The following is a 17,588-nucleotide window of genomic DNA, read 5'->3' as shown; positions in this document are numbered from 1 at the left end:
TCACTTATTCTCCTTACTTATCACTGTGTAAATTAATACATTCCAATTGAGATGAAATATTAATCCATTGTTTTTCAACTTCCTTTTTCACATCAATTCCTAAGTGCTGAATATCGACCAACTTATCCAAGAATTGTAGTTTCAATCTAATTTCATTTTCTTTTAATTCCCTATCTGATCTCATTGTTTAATCCCTCCCAACAACAAAAAAGACACCCATAAAATGAGCGTCTTAGTAGTAATAAATTATCCAATTTTTGATTTTAAGTAAGAAGTATATCCATTATAAAATACCTCTTGTTCATTTTTATCCCTTAAAGCAAATTCGTATCTATCCATTCCACCTAAAGGAAGTCCATTTTCACCTTTTTTGGAAATGTGCCCTACAATTGCAACTTCACTATTGTAATCATCAACAAAATGTTCTAATAGATAATCTCCTGTTTCTAATAAATCAATAATTTCTTTTGCTTTCACTATTCTCACCTCCCAAGGACAATCATATTACAAACACACGTTCCTTGGAAGATTTATGAAATGAAATATTTTTGACAAATATAAAAGCAACCCCCGAAGGAACTGCTTTCAAAAATTATTCATGATTTTTAAATATCCAAACTGCCTTTAAATTATGTTTTATCTGTCTTGTGATTCTGTCCGCATCTTTTTTATTTTCATCTGATGCTAATGATTCTAATACTTCAAGATCTGCTTCAATTTCTTTCATTGCCTTGTTAAAGAATTCTCTTTGTTCATCTTTATTAATTACCGGCATTACATCTACTCCTCACATAAAATCCTTTATCTATCCAGTGTAATAACTATTTTTTGAATAGTATCAAGGTCTTCTTCATACTCATCTTTGATATATTCAAATACATCTTCGTAAGTATAAGCAGTTTTGGATAAATTAACTACCGGTCTACCTTTGTGATGAATTTCAATTGAAAAATCAGAAGCAGCAACTTTTATTTCATTATCTGATGGAGTTTTAATAATCGCTTTTCTCATAACAATATCCCTCCTTTCTACCCGTTACACTTCTAGGTAGAAAGAAAGGAATCCTGCAAAATACTCTAATAATTAACAAGTTAGACAATTTTATCAATCATTTTATCCTGATGTGCCTTAACAAATGAAATACTAGCAATATCCACGATTACCTTATTCGCTTCATTCTTCTCCTTGATCTTTTCCAATCGTCTATTCACATAGTTATGTACATGCTCTATTTCCTCAGTAGACAAACTACCGTCAGGAATAACATTTAACCTTGCATACTCCGGATATAACTGTCTCATTACATGGTTATAGGCTTCAGCAGCCATCTCAGGCTTCTCATAGTGTCCGAAGTATTCTTTAACCTTATTAATCTTAATCAGACATCTATATAACCCTGTATTAAATGTTACATTCTTATATCCTGTTTTATTGTCAATTCGAGCGTCTGCATTTCGATTATTCTCAACAGCATTACAAATACGTAAATTTACTGCTCTATTGTCTAATGGATTCCCATTTATATGATCTGAATGTAGTTTTGAATTGTTCTCTGAGACTAACCTATGCATTGTAATTTGCTTCTTATTTTCACTGTCCCAAGCATAGACATAACCTTTTTTATCACATGACCAAGAATACTGACCGATACCATGTTTAAGATAACTCTTTAAGTCTGTGATTGCTTCTTTACCTTGACCATGTTTTCCATTAAGACTAATGTAAACTAATTGATCCACAATCTTAATTTTGTTAGCTTCGTACATTCTTCTCCCCATTACCTAACATCTCCCTTTGTTTATTTTCTCTTTGTAAACACAAAAAAGGACTCCACAATTTTGCAGAATCCTTTAATCACAATTTATTAATTTGTATATACGTTGTTCTAACTTCAATGATGGCTTAGTGCCCTTTAATATGCGGCTTATTACTGGTTGTGACACCATCAGCAGTCTCCCTAACTCTGTCTGATTAATGTTATTCAAAACCATATAAACCTTGAGCCTACTAGTTAAATTCAAGTCTTTATAACACATAAAATATAACCTCATTCCCGAAAAAATAGACACCTATCGCTAGATGTCTTCAAGTTTGGGAGAAGGTAGGAATAGATTGTCTACCCCTACACTATTATTAGAGAGTATGTATAAAAATTTTATATTTTTTGGTGTAAAATGATTGATTATGTATAAATAAATATGGTATATTTAAATATTTGATACTTTTTCTCTTTCCTTTTCCGCTAAACATTTTCTGCAAATAGACTTGAATCCTGTTTTATTCCGAGTATCAATTCCAAAGTTAATCAATGTAGCCTGTTTTTCTTTTTCACACTTTGTACATTTGAGAGAATGTGTTCCAATCTTGATGTTATAGTATGTATTGGCAATTAAACTAGCAATCTTATTTTCTATGATATGTATAATGTTAGCCTTAGTCTTGTTCAAGTTGTATTTTTCATTTATGTACTTCACAATTAAATTGTATGGATTTACCGTACACGCTTGATTATAGATACAATATTCCTCATGTACACCCATTAACAAATTAACAATATCCTTTTCCATTTCATTGAAATCAGTTAGCTGTAGAGCCTTTTGGAACTCCTCAAAGATGTAATACAATCCGCTATCAGACTTATTCTTGTATTCATTATGTAAGATGTAATACAAAGGAAAATATTCCTTTTTGCTTTTGTCATGGTCAATCCTAAGTAATGCAGCAACATGTTCAGGTTTAGTTAAATCAAAGAGTTCATAAATTTCATTATCTGTATCTTGTAAAGGTACTAATTGTTTAGATTTATCCACACTAATATTCTTTTGCAATTGTTGGAGAAGTATATGTAAACCATATCCCATTTCATTATAATGCTTTCTGAGTTCGTAATAGCGTTTCTTTGGACTAACTGGATGATCCTCATTTTCAAACTGAACAATCCAACTTTGCTTAAGAATCTTTCTTTCTTCTTTAGTGTAATCCTCCATATCGAAGCCGTACTTTAAACCTAATTGCTTCCAGGTATCATAATTTACTTTTAAGTCTGGATACTTCTCAAGATTATCTATTACCTCTTGATTGCGTTGCTGTCTCTTTTCTTTCTCGCTAAATTTAAACGATTGCTGAGACTTAGACAGATAATCATCAATCATATCAACGTGAACCTCTAAGCCTTTTGTGACTGTTTTTGATAATCCACTTTCCAAGTAGTCATCTATTACATCTGCATTGAACCCGATAACACGTTTATTTTCTCTATCCTTCCTGCCCCGGTCAACCTCATATTTAGACCACACTTCATACTCGTCTAATTCAGCATTTCTATCATCTGAGGTATCCCACTTATCAAGTACATAATCTGCAACATTATTTAAACCCTTAGCAAGATACGTTTCATCATAACGGAAATGTTTTTTCTTTTTCTGACCATTTTGTTGAATAAAAATCTGACTGCTTATGTATTCAAAAATTGATGCAATATTGATATCTTGAAATTCCTCTTCGGTATAAGTGAAAACAAACTCATAGTGGTTATAATCGAATTCCAATTTCACACCGTTATCCAATAACTTATTGACTAGTTCCATTCTTTCTTTAACAGATAAATCATTGTTCAAGTGTGACTGAATTTCCTTAAGCGCTTCTTTATAATTTATATTTGACATTAACATTCTCCCATTCCATTATTAGTTTAATTTTTATTAGTTAATATGTTTTCAACAGTTTTATCGTTGGAAGCAAGCGAGGAACTTCCCTGCACTTTAGGGAAGTGGGCTGCAAGCCTATATGTGTAAGCATGATGTTAAAGGCAACCTTCACAAATTCCAAAAACCGTTGAATTTGTTCGGTTTTTCGTCACAATAAATTGTTCCTCAGATTAATAATTATTTAGTATAAAATTCGACCATTTTCAGGTACATGTATGTAGGTTTATATAATAGGTATCTGAGAGTGGTCGTTTTTTATCATCCAAACAACATTGCTTGTTCCAAGTCATTTAGTAAATCTAATGGTAGTTCTTCTTCTAATTCAACATTTCTTACTAAAGTTGTTATTCTTGCTGCATTCTTATTAATAAGTAAATTAGCTAACTGTTTCATGTTTTCTATGTACTCTTTATTCAATCGAACCTTAGACATCTTTCCAGCAGTAAATCCATTTTCATGTCTTTCCTGTGAATTATGTATAAAATTATCAATTATGGTTGAGTTTAGATTATTAAGCGTTTCATCCCTAACCACTTGTTCAAGTAGTAAATCAGCTAACTTGTTTCTTTCTTGCTCTATGTATTTCTGGTTAACCGTTATTTCATATGCTGAGTAATAGTGTTGTATATCAGTGCGTTTACTTAATTTTGTTTGAACTTCCTTTTTAAATTGCATCCACTTATTTGATACTCTGACTTTTGATTTCTCTTCAAACCCTAGTTCCTCAAGAGTTTCTTTTTCGCATTCCATAATCCGAGTTACTTCCCATGTAGTAGCTTTTCTAGTTGTGAATTTACCTTGTTCTTGAACTTTTAGGATATTGCTATACATGATAATACTTTTGTCTTGTAAATTTTCTAAGGCAGATTGAATAATATTTCTGAAGTTACTGTTATTTATGTTGTAAAAGTCATAAATAAACTTCTCATTCATAGCAATGAACTTTCCTAATTTTTTAACCTGTTGACTACATTCACCGTAATTCCCATTGATCATGCCAATGCTCACCATTAATTTGTTTTTACTTATCGATACATCTCCATTACTTCTAGCTAACAAATCTGTTATAAGCAATTGAACTGCATTTCCATAGATACTCCTCCGGCTACCTTCACTTTTCCCTCGGTTATCAACCTTTTCTAATGGGGTATCATACAATTCTTTAATAATAATTCTGTGTCCATCTTTAACGAACTTACAAAAACGCTCTAACTCCTTATACTGGGCATTCTTACTGTTAGTACTACTTTTAATCTCCATTTCTAATTCCACACACAACGCTTTGTAATTCTTAAATATTTGACCAGACTTTAAATTTTCTATTTTCATAACATTCTCCTTTACTGTTGAATTCGACTCTTTCCAATTCCATTTTTGATTCGCCTCCCTACAGCATTTTCATTTGATAAAATCAGTCTTTTAACTGAAGATAATCACCCCTTTCAAGTAAGTTAAATTATTTTCGATTACTTATAAAAAAACTTGCATTGTTGAAATTATGTAGTATACTTTGTATTAAGAGTTTAATAATATTTAATTTGTCAAAGAGCGAAACAAAATGACATAGTGCGATAAAAAGTAGACAAAACCTGTAAAAGGATTGTCTTATTTGTGTTTGTAGACATAGATAGTTCACTCTTAAATATATCAAACTACGAAACTATCGTCAATAGATTTTGTGAAAATAGTTGAAATATTTAAATTTGTTATCTATGCTTTATTTTAGCGATTTATTTCCATTTAACAAACGTATATTTTAAAATTTATTTAATTATTTTTAAAAAGGAAAAGACCGCCACAGTAAAGTAGCAGTTCATTCATTTCGATGCTCTTTTTTAATTCTTTCATGTAACGCTGCTTTCCATTCCATCAATTTCTCACTATCCTCCTTTGTGCAACGAAATGCTTTAGCAACTACCCTTGTGTAATATGCTACTGCTTCATGTAAATGTTCAAAGGAATTTACATCTGGAAGATTATCGAATCTGTTCATATACATTACCTCCCTCAATTACCTGTTTAATGTCTTCATCATTTAGAAATGAATCGAATAATTTTTGATAAATCTTGAATATCGATCCCCCAGCAATGGTATTAAGCATGTCTTCTCTACTCTTTTCTAAAAATATCCCTTTCAAAATTGTACAAACAAAGGATTCAACAATGTATATCGATGAGTAATCATTTAATACATCAATTGCTTTAATCAATTCAAATTTGTTTTCAATAACACACGCATTTATAAAATTATCTATACCAGTAGGTAACTTTTGTTCTTTCCCAATTTTATAAGCAAGTGCAAGTTGAGTTAACTGACTCATTTAAAATCCCCCAATTTTTAAACCAGTAATGGTATTTTAATAAAGGAACTCATCTGCAGCTCTTGGGTGATTTCTTCATCGGTGATTTCGTAAATTTCGATTTCCTCTAAAATTTCATCTTTATACTCTAACCATTCTTTATCAGAAATAATTTCTTTTAAGAAGTTTAAGTACTGATCCTCTAAGTCTGATGACATAATAAATTCAGAAACGACCATCAAACGTTTTAAATTTTTTAATCCATCTGTATAAATTTGATGGTTGCTATCTAACCTAGAATTTAACATTACCGAATCCTCCTGAATTTTCGAGATATAGAATGGTCAGGGGAACTAAGTCCCCTGAAAAAAAATTAGTAAATTGTTACTTCGCTTTCTTGGACAATTTCAATGTCTGTTTCAGTGTCATATAGCTTTATATTGTTATGTAGGATTTCGCAAACATCTAAATCTATAGTTTTACCATTCGCAAGAACTAATTGCATTTTGCCACCTATTACAGTTTGAAGATTAAAGTTTTCTTCCCCGATTACACTTAACTGGATTTCCCCGAATGAGTATTGATTCTTCATTTTAACCTCTCCCTTTTTCTTTTATTTGGCTCCCTTATTCGAGAGCCGTTATGTTAAATATTTGTAACTTTCCAATCAATGTCCTGATCGTCGTAGAAATGTTTTTGCACAATATAACTGAAGAGTGAAGTATTTTTTAAATGTTTAATAATCCTTTTTGCATAATCTTCTAAATCAATAACCTGTTTTTGTTCCCCTAGCAAAGACATTGGTTCAGTTATTTCATAAACATCATTGTCATTTACTTTCGACCTACCGAGCCAAACTTGGTTGTGATAAAAGACAATAGTAGTTTCTTCATCGATTAAGTAGCCAAAAGTAACTTCGAAGCCTTCGATGTTGTGAAGTATGACTCTAATCGGTTTCAACTTTTAAATGACCTCCCTCCGTATTAACCCAAAGCGTTATTAACTTCTTGAGTTAATAATAACCTAATTCGTTACTATCGTCAAGCGTTATTATGTGATAAAATTAGATTATCTTGAGGGGGGAATGAATGGTGCTTAGATTTAAGCTTGGAGAATTACTAACAGAAGGTAAAACAATGTATTGGTTATCCAAAACTACTGGCATTAGACCAAACACAATAAGTCAGTGGGTTAATAATGATCTTTTGACTGAAGAAGAAAAGGTAAAATCAATTAGTGTAGATAATATAAATAAAATCTGTAAGGCACTTCAATGTAATGTAGAAGACTTGTTTCAATATGTTGAGGACGAAAAAGACGACAGTTCGAAATGAACCATCGTCTTTTTTATGTTTCTAAGTATTCTATTTGTCGTTTACAGTTGTTTAAATCCATTAAAGGTGTATTAACCTTATTTTTGGTGTAACAATTCAGAATGACAATATGAAAGCCTGAAAGGGTGCGGCTTATTTTATCTTACCTTTACGAGTGGTTTTTCTTTTTTCTTTTTCATCAATTAGATTTAATGGAGAATACTGCTGATGTTGTTGTTTAATAGTTGAATCCAGAACATGTGCATAAATACTCGTTGTCGTTAATTCCGAATGACCGAGTAACTTTTGTAAAACTCGGATTGATCCATTTTGCCTTAGAAACATTTCAGATGCTGTATGCCTAAATATATGAAAGCCAGTGATTCTATCCAGTTTTAACCTTGTTGTTAATTCTTTCAGATGTTTCCTAGCTGTATCAGGTCTTAATGGTTTTCCATGGTGGGTAAGAAAAATATATTCACTATCAAAGTCCTCTGTTTCCTCAATCAATTCTTCCAGTAACTTAATGGTTTTCTTCGATAAAGGTACAATTCTAATTTTGTTATTTTTCGTATTTTGAAAAGTTAATGAATGTGACTCAAAATCAATATCATCTTTCTTGATGGATAAGATTTCATTTATCCTTCCAAATGAATCTAAGCAGGTATGAAGTAAAACAAACATTCTAAATTCACTATACAACCCTTTATCTAAAGAACGTAAAAGTTTATTAATCTCATCAATTGATAAAGTTTCAACTTTCTTTTCTTTTTCCTTTATATTATTTGTTTCATTGAAAATATTTTCCTCTACAATTTGTTCATCAACTAAAATGTTAAAGACTGATCTTCCATAACTGATATAAGTATTAACTGAACTAATTGAAACACCTTTCTTTTTAGTCTTCCTGTAAGGGTGTTTATCAAATTGAACCTTCTCATTTAGCTGCCAATGAATGAAATTTCTAACATTCTCTCTGGTCAATGAAGCAATATCTGTTTTTTCTCCAAAATACCTGTCAAAATCATTAAATAATTTTTCATAATTTGCAATAGAGTTATCACTTAAACCCTCAAGTTGTTTAATCTTTAATACAATCTCCCTAGCATCGTCTATAGTAAAAACTTTTGTTGCTAATTGATTAGTGTACCTTTTCGTTTTCCTGTAAATTGGATTTTTAGACAAAAAAACACAACCTTCCCATGAATTAATAACATGAAAAAAGTTGTGTCAGTTGAAAATTAGGTAATGGTTATCCCAAAACTAATTAGGTAATGTTTTTCTCAATTTACAAACCTACAAACTCTGATTTATCAAGCTAAATTAGCCAATCTGAGTACGTCGCGGGCAATCATTACTTCTTCATTTGTAGGAATAACGATTACTTTAACAGGTGAATGAGGATAGTTAATAAATCTTTCCTCACCTCTAATTTTATTTAAAGCTGGGTCCCAATAGACGCCCATAAATTCAAGACCTTTTAGTACCTTTTCACGGACAACATCACTGTTTTCACCGATACCAGCAGTAAAAATGATAGCATCTACACCATACATGCGTGAAGCATATGAACCAATATATTTATGGATACGATTAGCAAAAACATCCAATGCAAGCTGTGCTCGTTCATTCCCTTTACGTGATTCAATTTCAATATCTCTTAAATCACTTGAGAATCCAGAAACACCCAGCATTCCACTCTTTTTATTTAAGACATCGAGAACTTCTTCTGCGGTTTTATTGGTTTTCTCCATAATGAATGGGATAAGCGCAGGGTCAATGTTACCGGAACGTGTTCCCATTGTTACCCCAGCTAATGGCGTAAAGCCCATTGACGTATCTATTGATTTTCCGCCTTCAATGGCTGCGATACTTGCACCATTACCTAAATGACAAGAAAGCAGTCTAAGTTGTTCAACAGGACGCCCTAGTAGTTCAGCAGCACGCTGGGAAACATATTTGTGACTTGTACCATGGAAACCATATTTACGAATACCGTATTTCTCATAGTATTCATATGGAAGGCTGTATAGATAAGAACTTTCTGGCATAGTTTGATGGAAAGCTGTATCGAAAACAGCTACAGCTGGAACATTAGGAAGAACAGCTTGGAATGCTTTAATTCCTGTAATGTTTGCAGGATTATGCAATGGAGCTAACTCCGATAAAGCCTCAATCTTATTTAGAACTTCTTCTGTAATAAGAGCGGAATCACTAAACTCTTCTCCACCATGAACTACACGGTGACCAATTCCTTCAATTTCATTTAAAGATTGAATAATCCCAAGAGTAGTTAGCTTATCAAGCAGCATTTTAACCCCGACTTCATGATCAGGTATATCAGTAGTTTCAGTAACTTTTTCACCATTAACAGAAATTGTAAAAATCGAATCATTTAAACCGATTCTTTCAATGATTCCTTTCGTAATAACATCTTCACTTGGCATTTCAAATAATTGAAATTTTAATGAAGAACTACCTGCATTAATCGCAATAATTTTAGACATTTCGTTTACCGCTCCTTTTATAAAAACAACATCGGTTCGGGAAAGCTCAATACTCCGTACAAGGTTATTTTGCGCGAAACCGACATCGTTTATTGCTTTCATCACCTCATTTAATCACTGTATATATTACATTTCAAGGAGGAAATTGGATGGAAACGGTTACCTCCAAAATGAAAATTTATTCACATTATTCAAACTGTTCTTAACCAATAAAAAAGCGATAAAACCGATTCTAGCTCCGGTTTTACCGCTTATTATCTTGAAACCATTTATCAATTTTTCTCAAGATATTGTCCATCTCAACTACACTGGATAAATTCGGAAGATTGGCAAGTAATGCTTGTTTTGGTGCTTCTATCCCATCACCCTTCTTTTGCAGGACCAAGATACTTTTTGCAGCATTTTTATTCTTAAACATACTTATAGGAAGTTGAATTACCCCTTGAACAATGATTTCTTTCTTAAAGAATTCACGAAGTTGTGGTGCCTGGTCACTTTCAAAAAGACCATTTGGAATGATAAAAAAGAGATATCCTCCCGGTTTGGTGTGGCGGACACTTTGCTCCATAAATAAATGGTGAGCATAGGAGTGACCTTTTTCCGCTCTTAATTGGTAATCTAATGCGCGTACATCATTAGGATAATATCCTACCGGCAAATCAGCGATTACTGCATCAACTGGATCGATAAATAAAGGCTCCAGACTGTCCTGATTAAACAACTCAATGGGATGTTCCTGTAAATTTGCGTTCACATAGGCGAGTTTAATTAACAAGTCATCAATATCAATACCAATTGAATGGATATTTTTGTGCAATTGATTTAGTACTGTTGTTACTAAATTTCCTGTTCCAATTGCAGGATCTAATAAGCGGAAGGAAGGCTGTGTCATAAATTTATCCACTAGATAACTAAGTAACATTCCTACACTATCAGGAGTCATCTGATGGTTAGGCTGTACATTTTCTTTCATCCCTTTTAAGATTACCAGCTGATAGGCTTTACGAATTTCTTCCTTTGTAAAATTGTCTAAATTGAATTCTTTATATTGTTTATTAAGTCTTTTTTCAGTTATTTCACTTACTTCTTCCTGAAGAATTGAGCCGTGAAATAGATTCTCTCCTGTTTCGGCTAATGCCTCTAAATATGTACATGATAATTCTTCCTGCAAAACAAGAGCCGTTTCATTGAATAGCGTGAAAAGCTGTTCGACTGGAGCGATCTTCATGTATACACCTCCTGAATATTAGAAAAAGGCCTCATCAAATTGACGAGGCCTTCTATCGTCATTTAAAATTACTTTGCGTTTCTAGCTGCTTCAAGTGCTGCTTCATAGTTTGGATGATTTGTTGCCTCGCTTACATATTCCACGTAAGTAACAGTATCAGTTGAGTCTACAACAAAAACTGCACGAGTTAATAATCTTAAATCTTGAATCGCAACACCGTATGCTTCTCCAAAAGAAAGATCGCGGTGGTCAGATAATGTTTGTACATTTTCAATGCCGTTTGCTCCACACCAGCGTTTTTGCGCAAATGGCAGGTCTACACTTATTGTTAGGATTTTAACATCTCCTAAACTATTTGCTTCTTCATTAAAACGACGAGTTTCTGCATCACACACGCCAGTATCTAATGAAGGAACAGCACTGATTAGTCTTACCTGACCTTTTGTATTTTCTAAGGTTACAGGTGATAAATCATTTGCTAACACGCTGAAATTAGGAGCTTTGTCTCCCACCTTTACTTCGTTGCCTAATAGAGTTACTGGGTTCCCCTTAAAAGTTACGTTTGCCATTTAAACATCCTCCTTTTTCGTACGAACAAAAGCAAATCCATTTCGCCTTCATTACAATTATGTACAGTGTAAATATATCTTTTCAGAATTCTTTTTGCAATGATTTAAGCTTTCACTTTCATGAAAAAAGTTAACTTCCCTTTATATGTGGAAGTTAACTTTTTATCCTATACATCAAATTCTTGCTTAGGAGCTTCGTTTTGCTTTGATTGCTGCGCTACCTGCTGTGATCCTTGCTGCTCATTTCTTTTCGAGAACATTTGCTGAATCTTATCCACTGCTTGAGGCGCCAATTCTAAGATTTTCTCATACAGATGAGTACTTTCGTCAAGATGAAGCATTTTTACACCTTTTGAGTTTACAATTAGGAATGCAATTGGAGTGATGGAGACTCCGCCACCACTACCTCCGCCAAATGGAAGCTTAGGCTGACCTTTACCTTCATCTTGTCCTTTTGATTGTGACCCGTCTAGTTTAAACTCACTTCCCCCTGCCGCAAATCCAAAGCCTACTTTTGAGACAGTCAGAATAACACTTCCGTCAGGAGTTTCAACAGGATCACCTATAATGGTATTAACGTCAATCATTTCTTTTAAACTTTCCATAGCAGTCGTCATTAAACCTTGAATTGGATGTTCAGACATGGCTGTTTCCTCCTCTTTTACACGGTTTTAGTTTTTTCCTTCGCATAGGCAGTATCCATTTTGAGATTTGGGAGTCCGCCCTTCCAGAATTTAATTAGTTTTAATCCTGCTAAAATAGCATACCCGATACGAAACTGAAAAATACATGTGATATGGGTTTGGATAATCGCTAATTGAAAATGGGGTGTAATGGATAGTACTGGCATTTCTTTCAGCCTCAAGAAATGACTAAGCATACCTATAACGCTTCCCTTCAATATCCAAAGTGCACCAGTTATAATCCCTGTATGTGCCGCATCACCTACACCCACTAATGAATGCCATTCGAAATGTTTAATTACTATTCTTTTGATAAATTTGCTGATGATGACATTCATATTAAAGACATGCTGAACGATTTCTTTTGCGTTCGTAAATTTGGACATGATGCCTTCTTTTGTAATTTGCTCTTCCTTTGTTGGTGACTCTTTCTCACTTGACTCGCCCATTTGTGTATTCTCCTTCACAACAATGCTTGGGGAGTTATCATCGATTTTGACAAGCGGTACATTTATTGTGTATCTAATTAAGCCAAACCAGATTCTAAACTGTATTTTCAATTCATCGTTGTCATTATGATGAAAATAATTTAGGCGGATAGTTAGTTTCGAAAAAATGATTAGTAAAATGAATAGAATGATAATAATAAATGCTATCACCAGCCAAACCATTTTTTTCACACCCTTTCAGCCTATTAGTATCACCTCAAGATAAAAAAATAAACCCGCTAACATTCGTTAGCGAGTCAAAATTATCTTTCCACATGGATAACAGAAGTGTCTGTAAAGAGGTCGTGAATACCTTGTTTCTTTGGTAAAAAAGCAACTACGATATAACCTATAACAATTGTTGCGGAAATAAATCGACCGATCCATTCTCGAAATAGAATCGTTCCCCAGGATAATTTGTCACTCTTTAAATCAATGACTCTTAATCCAAATACCATTTTACCAAGAGTCTGATGAAAGTACTTTGTCATTAACACAAAATATAAATAAAATATGACTGCTGAAGCGACTGAGATAGGGGCAAACATATTGAATTCCACTAATGGAATCTCAAAAATCCGAAATAAAGGATTGATGATTAATCTCTCTATACTTCCTATAACAATCAAATCTAGCAGGTATGCCCAGAACCGCATCCAAAAGCCTGCAAATCGAACGGAGACAGGATCTGTATCCTGAATTGCTGCTGGTTTATCCATTTCCTCTTGGTTTTCAAATTCCATTTGTTTCCCCCCTACTCTGCATACAAGTACATTAGACGCGGAGAATTAGGCCTTGATAAAATTTCCATCAGCCCGGTCATCTCATTTTCAGTACCAATTAATTTTTGAACTTTTAAATTTAATAGTGAACCAAAACCTAATGCGTCAGTATATCGGACAACCTTAGCGTCTTTAAGTTTTTCATCTTTCATCATTTGTTGTATGACATCATCTAGATATCCAAAGCCATCGATTAAATTTAGCTCTTTTGCTTGTCTTCCATCGTAAATTCTTCCATCGGCAATCTCTTTAACTTGTTCAGTTGTCATGTTCCTCCCCTCTGAAATTACCTTCACAAATCCCTCATAGGAATTGTCAATCATACTTTGGAGAATTTTCCGTTCGTCTTCTGTCATTTGGCGTGTTGGGCTCATAATGTCTTTATATTGGCCACTTTTGATCGTTACAAAGTCTACCCCATACTTATCAGCCAATCCTTCATAATTAATTCCTTGCATGATGACTCCAAGAGAACCTGTAAGAGTTTCCTCACTCGCATAGATTTTTTTTGCACCAGCTGAAATATAATAGCCTCCTGAAGCGGCCATTGAGCCCATTGAAACATAGACTGGTTTCTTTGTTTCCTTTTGTATTTCATCTAATTTATCATGAATTTCTGCACTTTCCACTACACCGCCACCGGGAGAGTTAATCTTAAGAACAATCCCCTTTACGGTATCATCTTCTTTTATGTACTCTAATTTTTTCATAAATCCCTGGTGATTGTATCCAACAGATTGAAAAAAAGATTCCGCACTATTTGTATCTTGTATAACACCATCAACGTCGAGTACCGCAATTTTTTTCATTTCATTACCTTCCTGCACAATTTCCTCTGTAAAAGGCAGCTCTGATGCGGCTAAGAGCTCACTTAAATCCGTTTCAACCCCTTTAAATGCAAATGCAGATAAAAAGTTAATCATCACTGATACAAAAAATAATACCGCAGCAATCCCAAGGGCTGCCCATCGTTTCCCATTCATTTTAAAAATCCCCCTTTAATTCATATAATTTCCCTTACATAATTTAATATTGTTTCAAAATAATGCTAAAATTAAAGCAGACTATCTAAGTTTATCAAAATAAAAAGTTTCATGGGAATTTTTCTCAAAATTTACAATCAAAATTTGGAGGGCATTATGGGAAATAGACGTAATATCTACTTTTATCATCATTTGGATAAAGAAATGCTGGACAAGGTCGGCAATTTAGACGATTCTGCAAAACAATACGGTTTAACCATTGTAAATGACCACCGCGATGCGAATATTATTGCAAGCATCGGGGATGATGGTACTTTCCTACAAGCTGTACGGAAGACAGGATTTCGTGATGATGTACTCTATTGTGGTATAACGACAAAGGATAGCTTGAGCATGTATTGTGATTTCAAAATTAACGATTCTTCTAAAATGGTTGAAGCTGTTTCAAAGGTTGAGACTGTTTCGAATGAAGATCTAAAGGTTCGCCGTTATCCTATTATCGAAGTCATGGTTGATGGACAAGGGATATTTCCATGCCTCAATGAGTTTAGTATCCGCTCTTCGATCATTAGAACGCTTGAATTAGATGTTTTTATTGATGAATTACACTTTGAAACCTTCCGCGGCGATGGTTTAATTGTTGCGACGCCAACTGGAAGTACAGCATATAATAAATCCGTTAACGGTGCTGTTGTTGACCCGTTAATTCCCTGCATGCAGGTGAGTGAGGTCGCCTCCATTAATAACAACAAATATCGTACATTAGGTGCTCCTTTTGTTATTGGCGGCAATCGCTCTCTAACACTCAAAATCGTTTCAGAAGGTAATGAGCACCCTACAATGGGATTAGACAATGAAGCTTTGAGCATTCGTCATGTTGATAAAATCCAGATTAGACTCAGTGAAAAGAAAATTAAAACCCTTAAGCTAAAAGATAATTCTTTCTGGGAAAAGGTGAAGAGAACATTTTTGTAATAAGCGCAAAAAAGGCTGTCGAAAAGTTGACAGCCTTTTTCAATACTATTGTTTGGTCGATTGCAATTCTTGTTGGCGCAGTTCTATTCTTCGAATTTTCCCTGACGTTGTTTTTGGCAGTTCAGAGATATATTCGATTTTTCTTGGGTATTTATATGGTGCAGTAAGTGTTTTAACATGTTCTTGAAGATTCTTTGTTAATTCAGGGTCATTTACATCGACATCCTCTTTTAAAACAACAAAAGCCTTTACAATAAAGCCGCGGATTTCATCAGGGCTTGCCACTACCGCACATTCTTTAACAAATGGATGTTTTACAAGTGCATCCTCGACTTCAAAAGGTCCAATTGTATAGCCTGAACTGATTATGATGTCATCACCGCGGCCTTCAAACCAAAAGTATCCATCCTCATCCATTTTTGCCTTATCCCCTGTTATATAGTAATCACCACGGAATTGCATGGCCGTTCTTTCCGGGTCCTTATAATAGTTCTTAAACAGTGCTGGTGTTTCAACATGTACAGCGATATCTCCAACTTCACCCACCGGACAAACTTCGCCTTCCTCATTAATAATTTCCACTCGATTACCGGGAGTTGGTTTACCCATAGAACCAGATTTTAACTCCATCCCTTTGGTCACACCAACTAACAAAGTGTTTTCCGTTTGTCCATAGCCGTCACGAACATCAACATTAAACTGTCTTTTAAAAGTATCAATAACCTCACGATTAAGTGGTTCTCCAGCGGAAACAGCACTATGCAAACTTGGTAAATGATAATCATCTAGGTTTTCTACCTTCGCCATTAGCCGATATTCTGTTGGTGTACAACAAAGGACATTTACAGAATATTTTTCTAAAAGGCTTAAATACTTTTTGGGTTCAAACTTGCCATTATATACTAACCCCGTTCCTCCTGAACCAAGTACGGATAAGAAAGGACTCCAAATCCACTTTTGCCAGCCAGGAGCCGCAGTTGCCCACACGGTATCACCATCTTCAATACAGAGCCACTTTGGTGCTGCAGTTTTTAAGTGAGCAAACGCCCATCCATGTGTATGTACTACGCCTTTCGGATTACCGGTCGTTCCTGATGTATAGGATAAAAACGCCATATCTTCACGGTGTGTATCTGCAATTTCAAATTCTTGTGATGCTGCTTGCATTTCCTCTTCTAAAAATATCCAGCCTTCTTGTTTCTCGCCAACTGAAACCTTTAAAAGTGGCTGCTGACTCGTAATAGTTTTAAATTGATCCACGTACGGGTAATAACTGACTACTGCTTTAACATCCCCATGTGTAATGCGATATTGAAGATCCTTTTCTCTCAGCATTTCTGAGCTTGGAATAACAACCAGACCAGCCTTTAAAGCAGCCAAGTATACAACATAGGCTTCTATAAGTCTTGGTATTATCACTAAAACGACGTCGCCTTTTTTCAAACCATTCTGTGTGAAGACATTTCCCGCTTGATTAACTTTTTTTATTAATTCTTCATATGTAACCTCTTTTGTTTCCCCTGATTCACTTTCCCACTTTAATGCTAATCTTTTCGGGTCTTGTGCAAATCGTTCTACTTCTGATACAAGATTATACTTTTCTGGCGCAATTAACTCTTCGCGGTTCATGATTCTCCCCCTCATTCCAGATATATACATCATCACAAACCTATTATACAAAATTATTTAAAAATTTAAAATTATTATCCTAAAAAAACAGCAATAAAAGAGAGTGGGAAAAATCCCACTCTCTGTAGCCATCTTATTCATTTGTTATCGTGAAAATCCGCCGCCTAATTGAGACTCAGCCATTGCAACTAAACGCTTAGTGATTTCACCACCAACAGAACCGTTAGCGCGTGAAGTAGTATCCCCACCAAGTTGTACACCAAATTCAGAAGCAATTTCGTATTTCATTTGAGAAAGAGCTTGCTCTACACCAGGTACAAGTAATTGATTTGAGTTGTTGTTATTAGCCATGTGATATCACCTCCTTGTGAGTATAGAATGTGTAGAATCACATGGCTGTATTCTTTTTTTGAATTGGTAATTG

The 17,588-nt window shown here is 34.2% G+C and carries 25 protein-coding genes; 2 read left to right on the top strand and 23 right to left on the bottom strand.

Annotated features, from left to right (window positions below; genetic code table 11):
• Positions 1 to 13 precede the first annotated feature (13 nt).
• The 13 genes from ACN6MT_RS11290 to ACN6MT_RS11230 form a co-directional block, all read right to left on the bottom strand.
• Complete coding sequence (locus tag ACN6MT_RS11290; RefSeq protein ID WP_419955925.1) at positions 14 to 184, bottom strand: hypothetical protein; 171 nt, start codon at positions 182 to 184, stop codon at positions 14 to 16.
• Between the two features lie 62 nt (positions 185 to 246).
• Positions 247 to 477: a hypothetical protein gene (locus tag ACN6MT_RS11285; protein WP_419955924.1), complete on the bottom strand. Its 231-nt coding sequence runs from the start codon at positions 475 to 477 to the stop codon at positions 247 to 249.
• Positions 478 to 592: 115 nt separating this feature from the next.
• Positions 593 to 775 carry a hypothetical protein gene (locus tag ACN6MT_RS11280; RefSeq protein WP_419955923.1) on the bottom strand — a complete coding sequence of 61 codons (183 nt, stop codon included), beginning with the start codon at positions 773 to 775 and terminating at the stop codon, positions 593 to 595.
• 26 nt (positions 776 to 801) lie between these two features.
• A complete protein-coding gene (locus ACN6MT_RS11275) occupies positions 802 to 1,011 on the bottom strand; it encodes a hypothetical protein (protein WP_419955922.1) in 210 nt (69 codons plus the stop codon).
• Between the two features lie 80 nt (positions 1,012 to 1,091).
• The gene (locus ACN6MT_RS11270; protein ID WP_419955921.1) at positions 1,092 to 1,778 is read right to left on the bottom strand and encodes a hypothetical protein; all 687 of its coding nucleotides are present in this window, start codon (positions 1,776 to 1,778) and stop codon (positions 1,092 to 1,094) included.
• A gap of 72 nt (positions 1,779 to 1,850) precedes the next feature.
• The gene (locus ACN6MT_RS11265) at positions 1,851 to 1,946 is read right to left on the bottom strand and encodes a hypothetical protein (protein WP_419955920.1); all 96 of its coding nucleotides are present in this window, start codon (positions 1,944 to 1,946) and stop codon (positions 1,851 to 1,853) included.
• Positions 1,947 to 2,207: 261 nt separating this feature from the next.
• On the bottom strand, positions 2,208 to 3,665 hold the full coding sequence (locus ACN6MT_RS11260) for a hypothetical protein (protein WP_419955919.1): 1,458 nt from the start codon (positions 3,663 to 3,665) through the stop codon (positions 2,208 to 2,210).
• Positions 3,666 to 3,965: 300 nt separating this feature from the next.
• Positions 3,966 to 5,036: a hypothetical protein gene (locus ACN6MT_RS11255; protein ID WP_419955918.1), complete on the bottom strand. Its 1,071-nt coding sequence runs from the start codon at positions 5,034 to 5,036 to the stop codon at positions 3,966 to 3,968.
• 484 nt (positions 5,037 to 5,520) lie between these two features.
• Positions 5,521 to 5,700, bottom strand: coding sequence for a hypothetical protein (locus ACN6MT_RS11250; protein WP_419955917.1), 180 nt, complete (start codon positions 5,698 to 5,700; stop codon positions 5,521 to 5,523).
• Positions 5,684 to 6,028, bottom strand: a complete 345-nt coding sequence (locus ACN6MT_RS11245; RefSeq protein ID WP_419955916.1) for a hypothetical protein — start codon at positions 6,026 to 6,028, stop codon at positions 5,684 to 5,686. Before ACN6MT_RS11245 ends, ACN6MT_RS11250 begins: the two co-directional genes overlap by 17 nt.
• Before the next feature lie 17 nt (positions 6,029 to 6,045).
• The gene (locus tag ACN6MT_RS11240) at positions 6,046 to 6,315 is read right to left on the bottom strand and encodes a hypothetical protein (protein WP_419955915.1); all 270 of its coding nucleotides are present in this window, start codon (positions 6,313 to 6,315) and stop codon (positions 6,046 to 6,048) included.
• Positions 6,316 to 6,380: 65 nt separating this feature from the next.
• Positions 6,381 to 6,599, bottom strand: coding sequence for a hypothetical protein (locus ACN6MT_RS11235; RefSeq protein ID WP_419955914.1), 219 nt, complete (start codon positions 6,597 to 6,599; stop codon positions 6,381 to 6,383).
• Between the two features lie 53 nt (positions 6,600 to 6,652).
• Positions 6,653 to 6,967 carry a hypothetical protein gene (locus ACN6MT_RS11230; RefSeq protein WP_419955913.1) on the bottom strand — a complete coding sequence of 105 codons (315 nt, stop codon included), beginning with the start codon at positions 6,965 to 6,967 and terminating at the stop codon, positions 6,653 to 6,655.
• A 128-nt stretch (positions 6,968 to 7,095) separates the two neighbouring features.
• On the opposite strand from ACN6MT_RS11230, the gene ACN6MT_RS11225 reads away from it, so the two are divergent.
• A complete protein-coding gene (locus tag ACN6MT_RS11225; RefSeq protein WP_419955912.1) occupies positions 7,096 to 7,341 on the top strand; it encodes a helix-turn-helix domain-containing protein in 246 nt (81 codons plus the stop codon).
• Positions 7,342 to 7,473: 132 nt separating this feature from the next.
• Here ACN6MT_RS11225 and ACN6MT_RS11220 read toward each other — a convergent pair whose 3' ends face one another.
• From ACN6MT_RS11220 to sppA, 8 genes are all read right to left on the bottom strand, one after another.
• A complete protein-coding gene (locus tag ACN6MT_RS11220; RefSeq protein ID WP_419955911.1) occupies positions 7,474 to 8,505 on the bottom strand; it encodes a tyrosine-type recombinase/integrase in 1,032 nt (343 codons plus the stop codon).
• A gap of 128 nt (positions 8,506 to 8,633) precedes the next feature.
• Positions 8,634 to 9,827, bottom strand: coding sequence for an acetate kinase (locus ACN6MT_RS11215; protein WP_419955910.1), 1,194 nt, complete (start codon positions 9,825 to 9,827; stop codon positions 8,634 to 8,636).
• Positions 9,828 to 10,071: 244 nt separating this feature from the next.
• Positions 10,072 to 11,055: a class I SAM-dependent methyltransferase gene (locus ACN6MT_RS11210; protein ID WP_419955909.1), complete on the bottom strand. Its 984-nt coding sequence runs from the start codon at positions 11,053 to 11,055 to the stop codon at positions 10,072 to 10,074.
• Between the two features lie 68 nt (positions 11,056 to 11,123).
• Positions 11,124 to 11,624 (bottom strand): thiol peroxidase, encoded by a 501-nt coding sequence (tpx, locus tag ACN6MT_RS11205; RefSeq protein ID WP_419955908.1) that lies wholly within the window; start codon positions 11,622 to 11,624, stop codon positions 11,124 to 11,126.
• A gap of 167 nt (positions 11,625 to 11,791) precedes the next feature.
• The gene (gene ytfJ / locus ACN6MT_RS11200) at positions 11,792 to 12,268 is read right to left on the bottom strand and encodes a GerW family sporulation protein (protein ID WP_419955907.1); all 477 of its coding nucleotides are present in this window, start codon (positions 12,266 to 12,268) and stop codon (positions 11,792 to 11,794) included.
• Between the two features lie 17 nt (positions 12,269 to 12,285).
• Complete coding sequence (locus ACN6MT_RS11195) at positions 12,286 to 12,978, bottom strand: DUF2953 domain-containing protein (protein WP_034676795.1); 693 nt, start codon at positions 12,976 to 12,978, stop codon at positions 12,286 to 12,288.
• Between the two features lie 80 nt (positions 12,979 to 13,058).
• A complete protein-coding gene (locus ACN6MT_RS11190) occupies positions 13,059 to 13,514 on the bottom strand; it encodes an RDD family protein (protein ID WP_419956423.1) in 456 nt (151 codons plus the stop codon).
• A gap of 35 nt (positions 13,515 to 13,549) precedes the next feature.
• A complete protein-coding gene (sppA, locus tag ACN6MT_RS11185; RefSeq protein ID WP_419955906.1) occupies positions 13,550 to 14,560 on the bottom strand; it encodes a signal peptide peptidase SppA in 1,011 nt (336 codons plus the stop codon).
• A 153-nt stretch (positions 14,561 to 14,713) separates the two neighbouring features.
• On the opposite strand from sppA, the gene ACN6MT_RS11180 reads away from it, so the two are divergent.
• A complete protein-coding gene (locus ACN6MT_RS11180; protein WP_419956422.1) occupies positions 14,714 to 15,535 on the top strand; it encodes an NAD kinase in 822 nt (273 codons plus the stop codon).
• 45 nt (positions 15,536 to 15,580) lie between these two features.
• On the opposite strand, the gene mbcS is transcribed toward ACN6MT_RS11180, so the two are convergent.
• Together mbcS and ACN6MT_RS11170 are read right to left on the bottom strand one after the other, a co-directional pair.
• Entirely contained in the window at positions 15,581 to 17,164 is a 1,584-nt protein-coding gene (gene mbcS / locus ACN6MT_RS11175) for an acyl-CoA synthetase MbcS (protein WP_419955905.1), read from the bottom strand.
• 144 nt (positions 17,165 to 17,308) lie between these two features.
• Entirely contained in the window at positions 17,309 to 17,515 is a 207-nt protein-coding gene (locus ACN6MT_RS11170) for an alpha/beta-type small acid-soluble spore protein (protein WP_063252233.1), read from the bottom strand.
• Between the last annotated feature and the right edge of the window lie 73 nt (positions 17,516 to 17,588).

Source organism: Neobacillus niacini (assembly GCF_048572935.1).
In the GTDB taxonomy this organism is placed as follows: Bacteria; Bacillota; Bacilli; order Bacillales; family Cytobacillaceae; genus Neobacillus; species Neobacillus niacini.
This window is presented reverse-complemented; position numbering and strand designations above follow the sequence as displayed.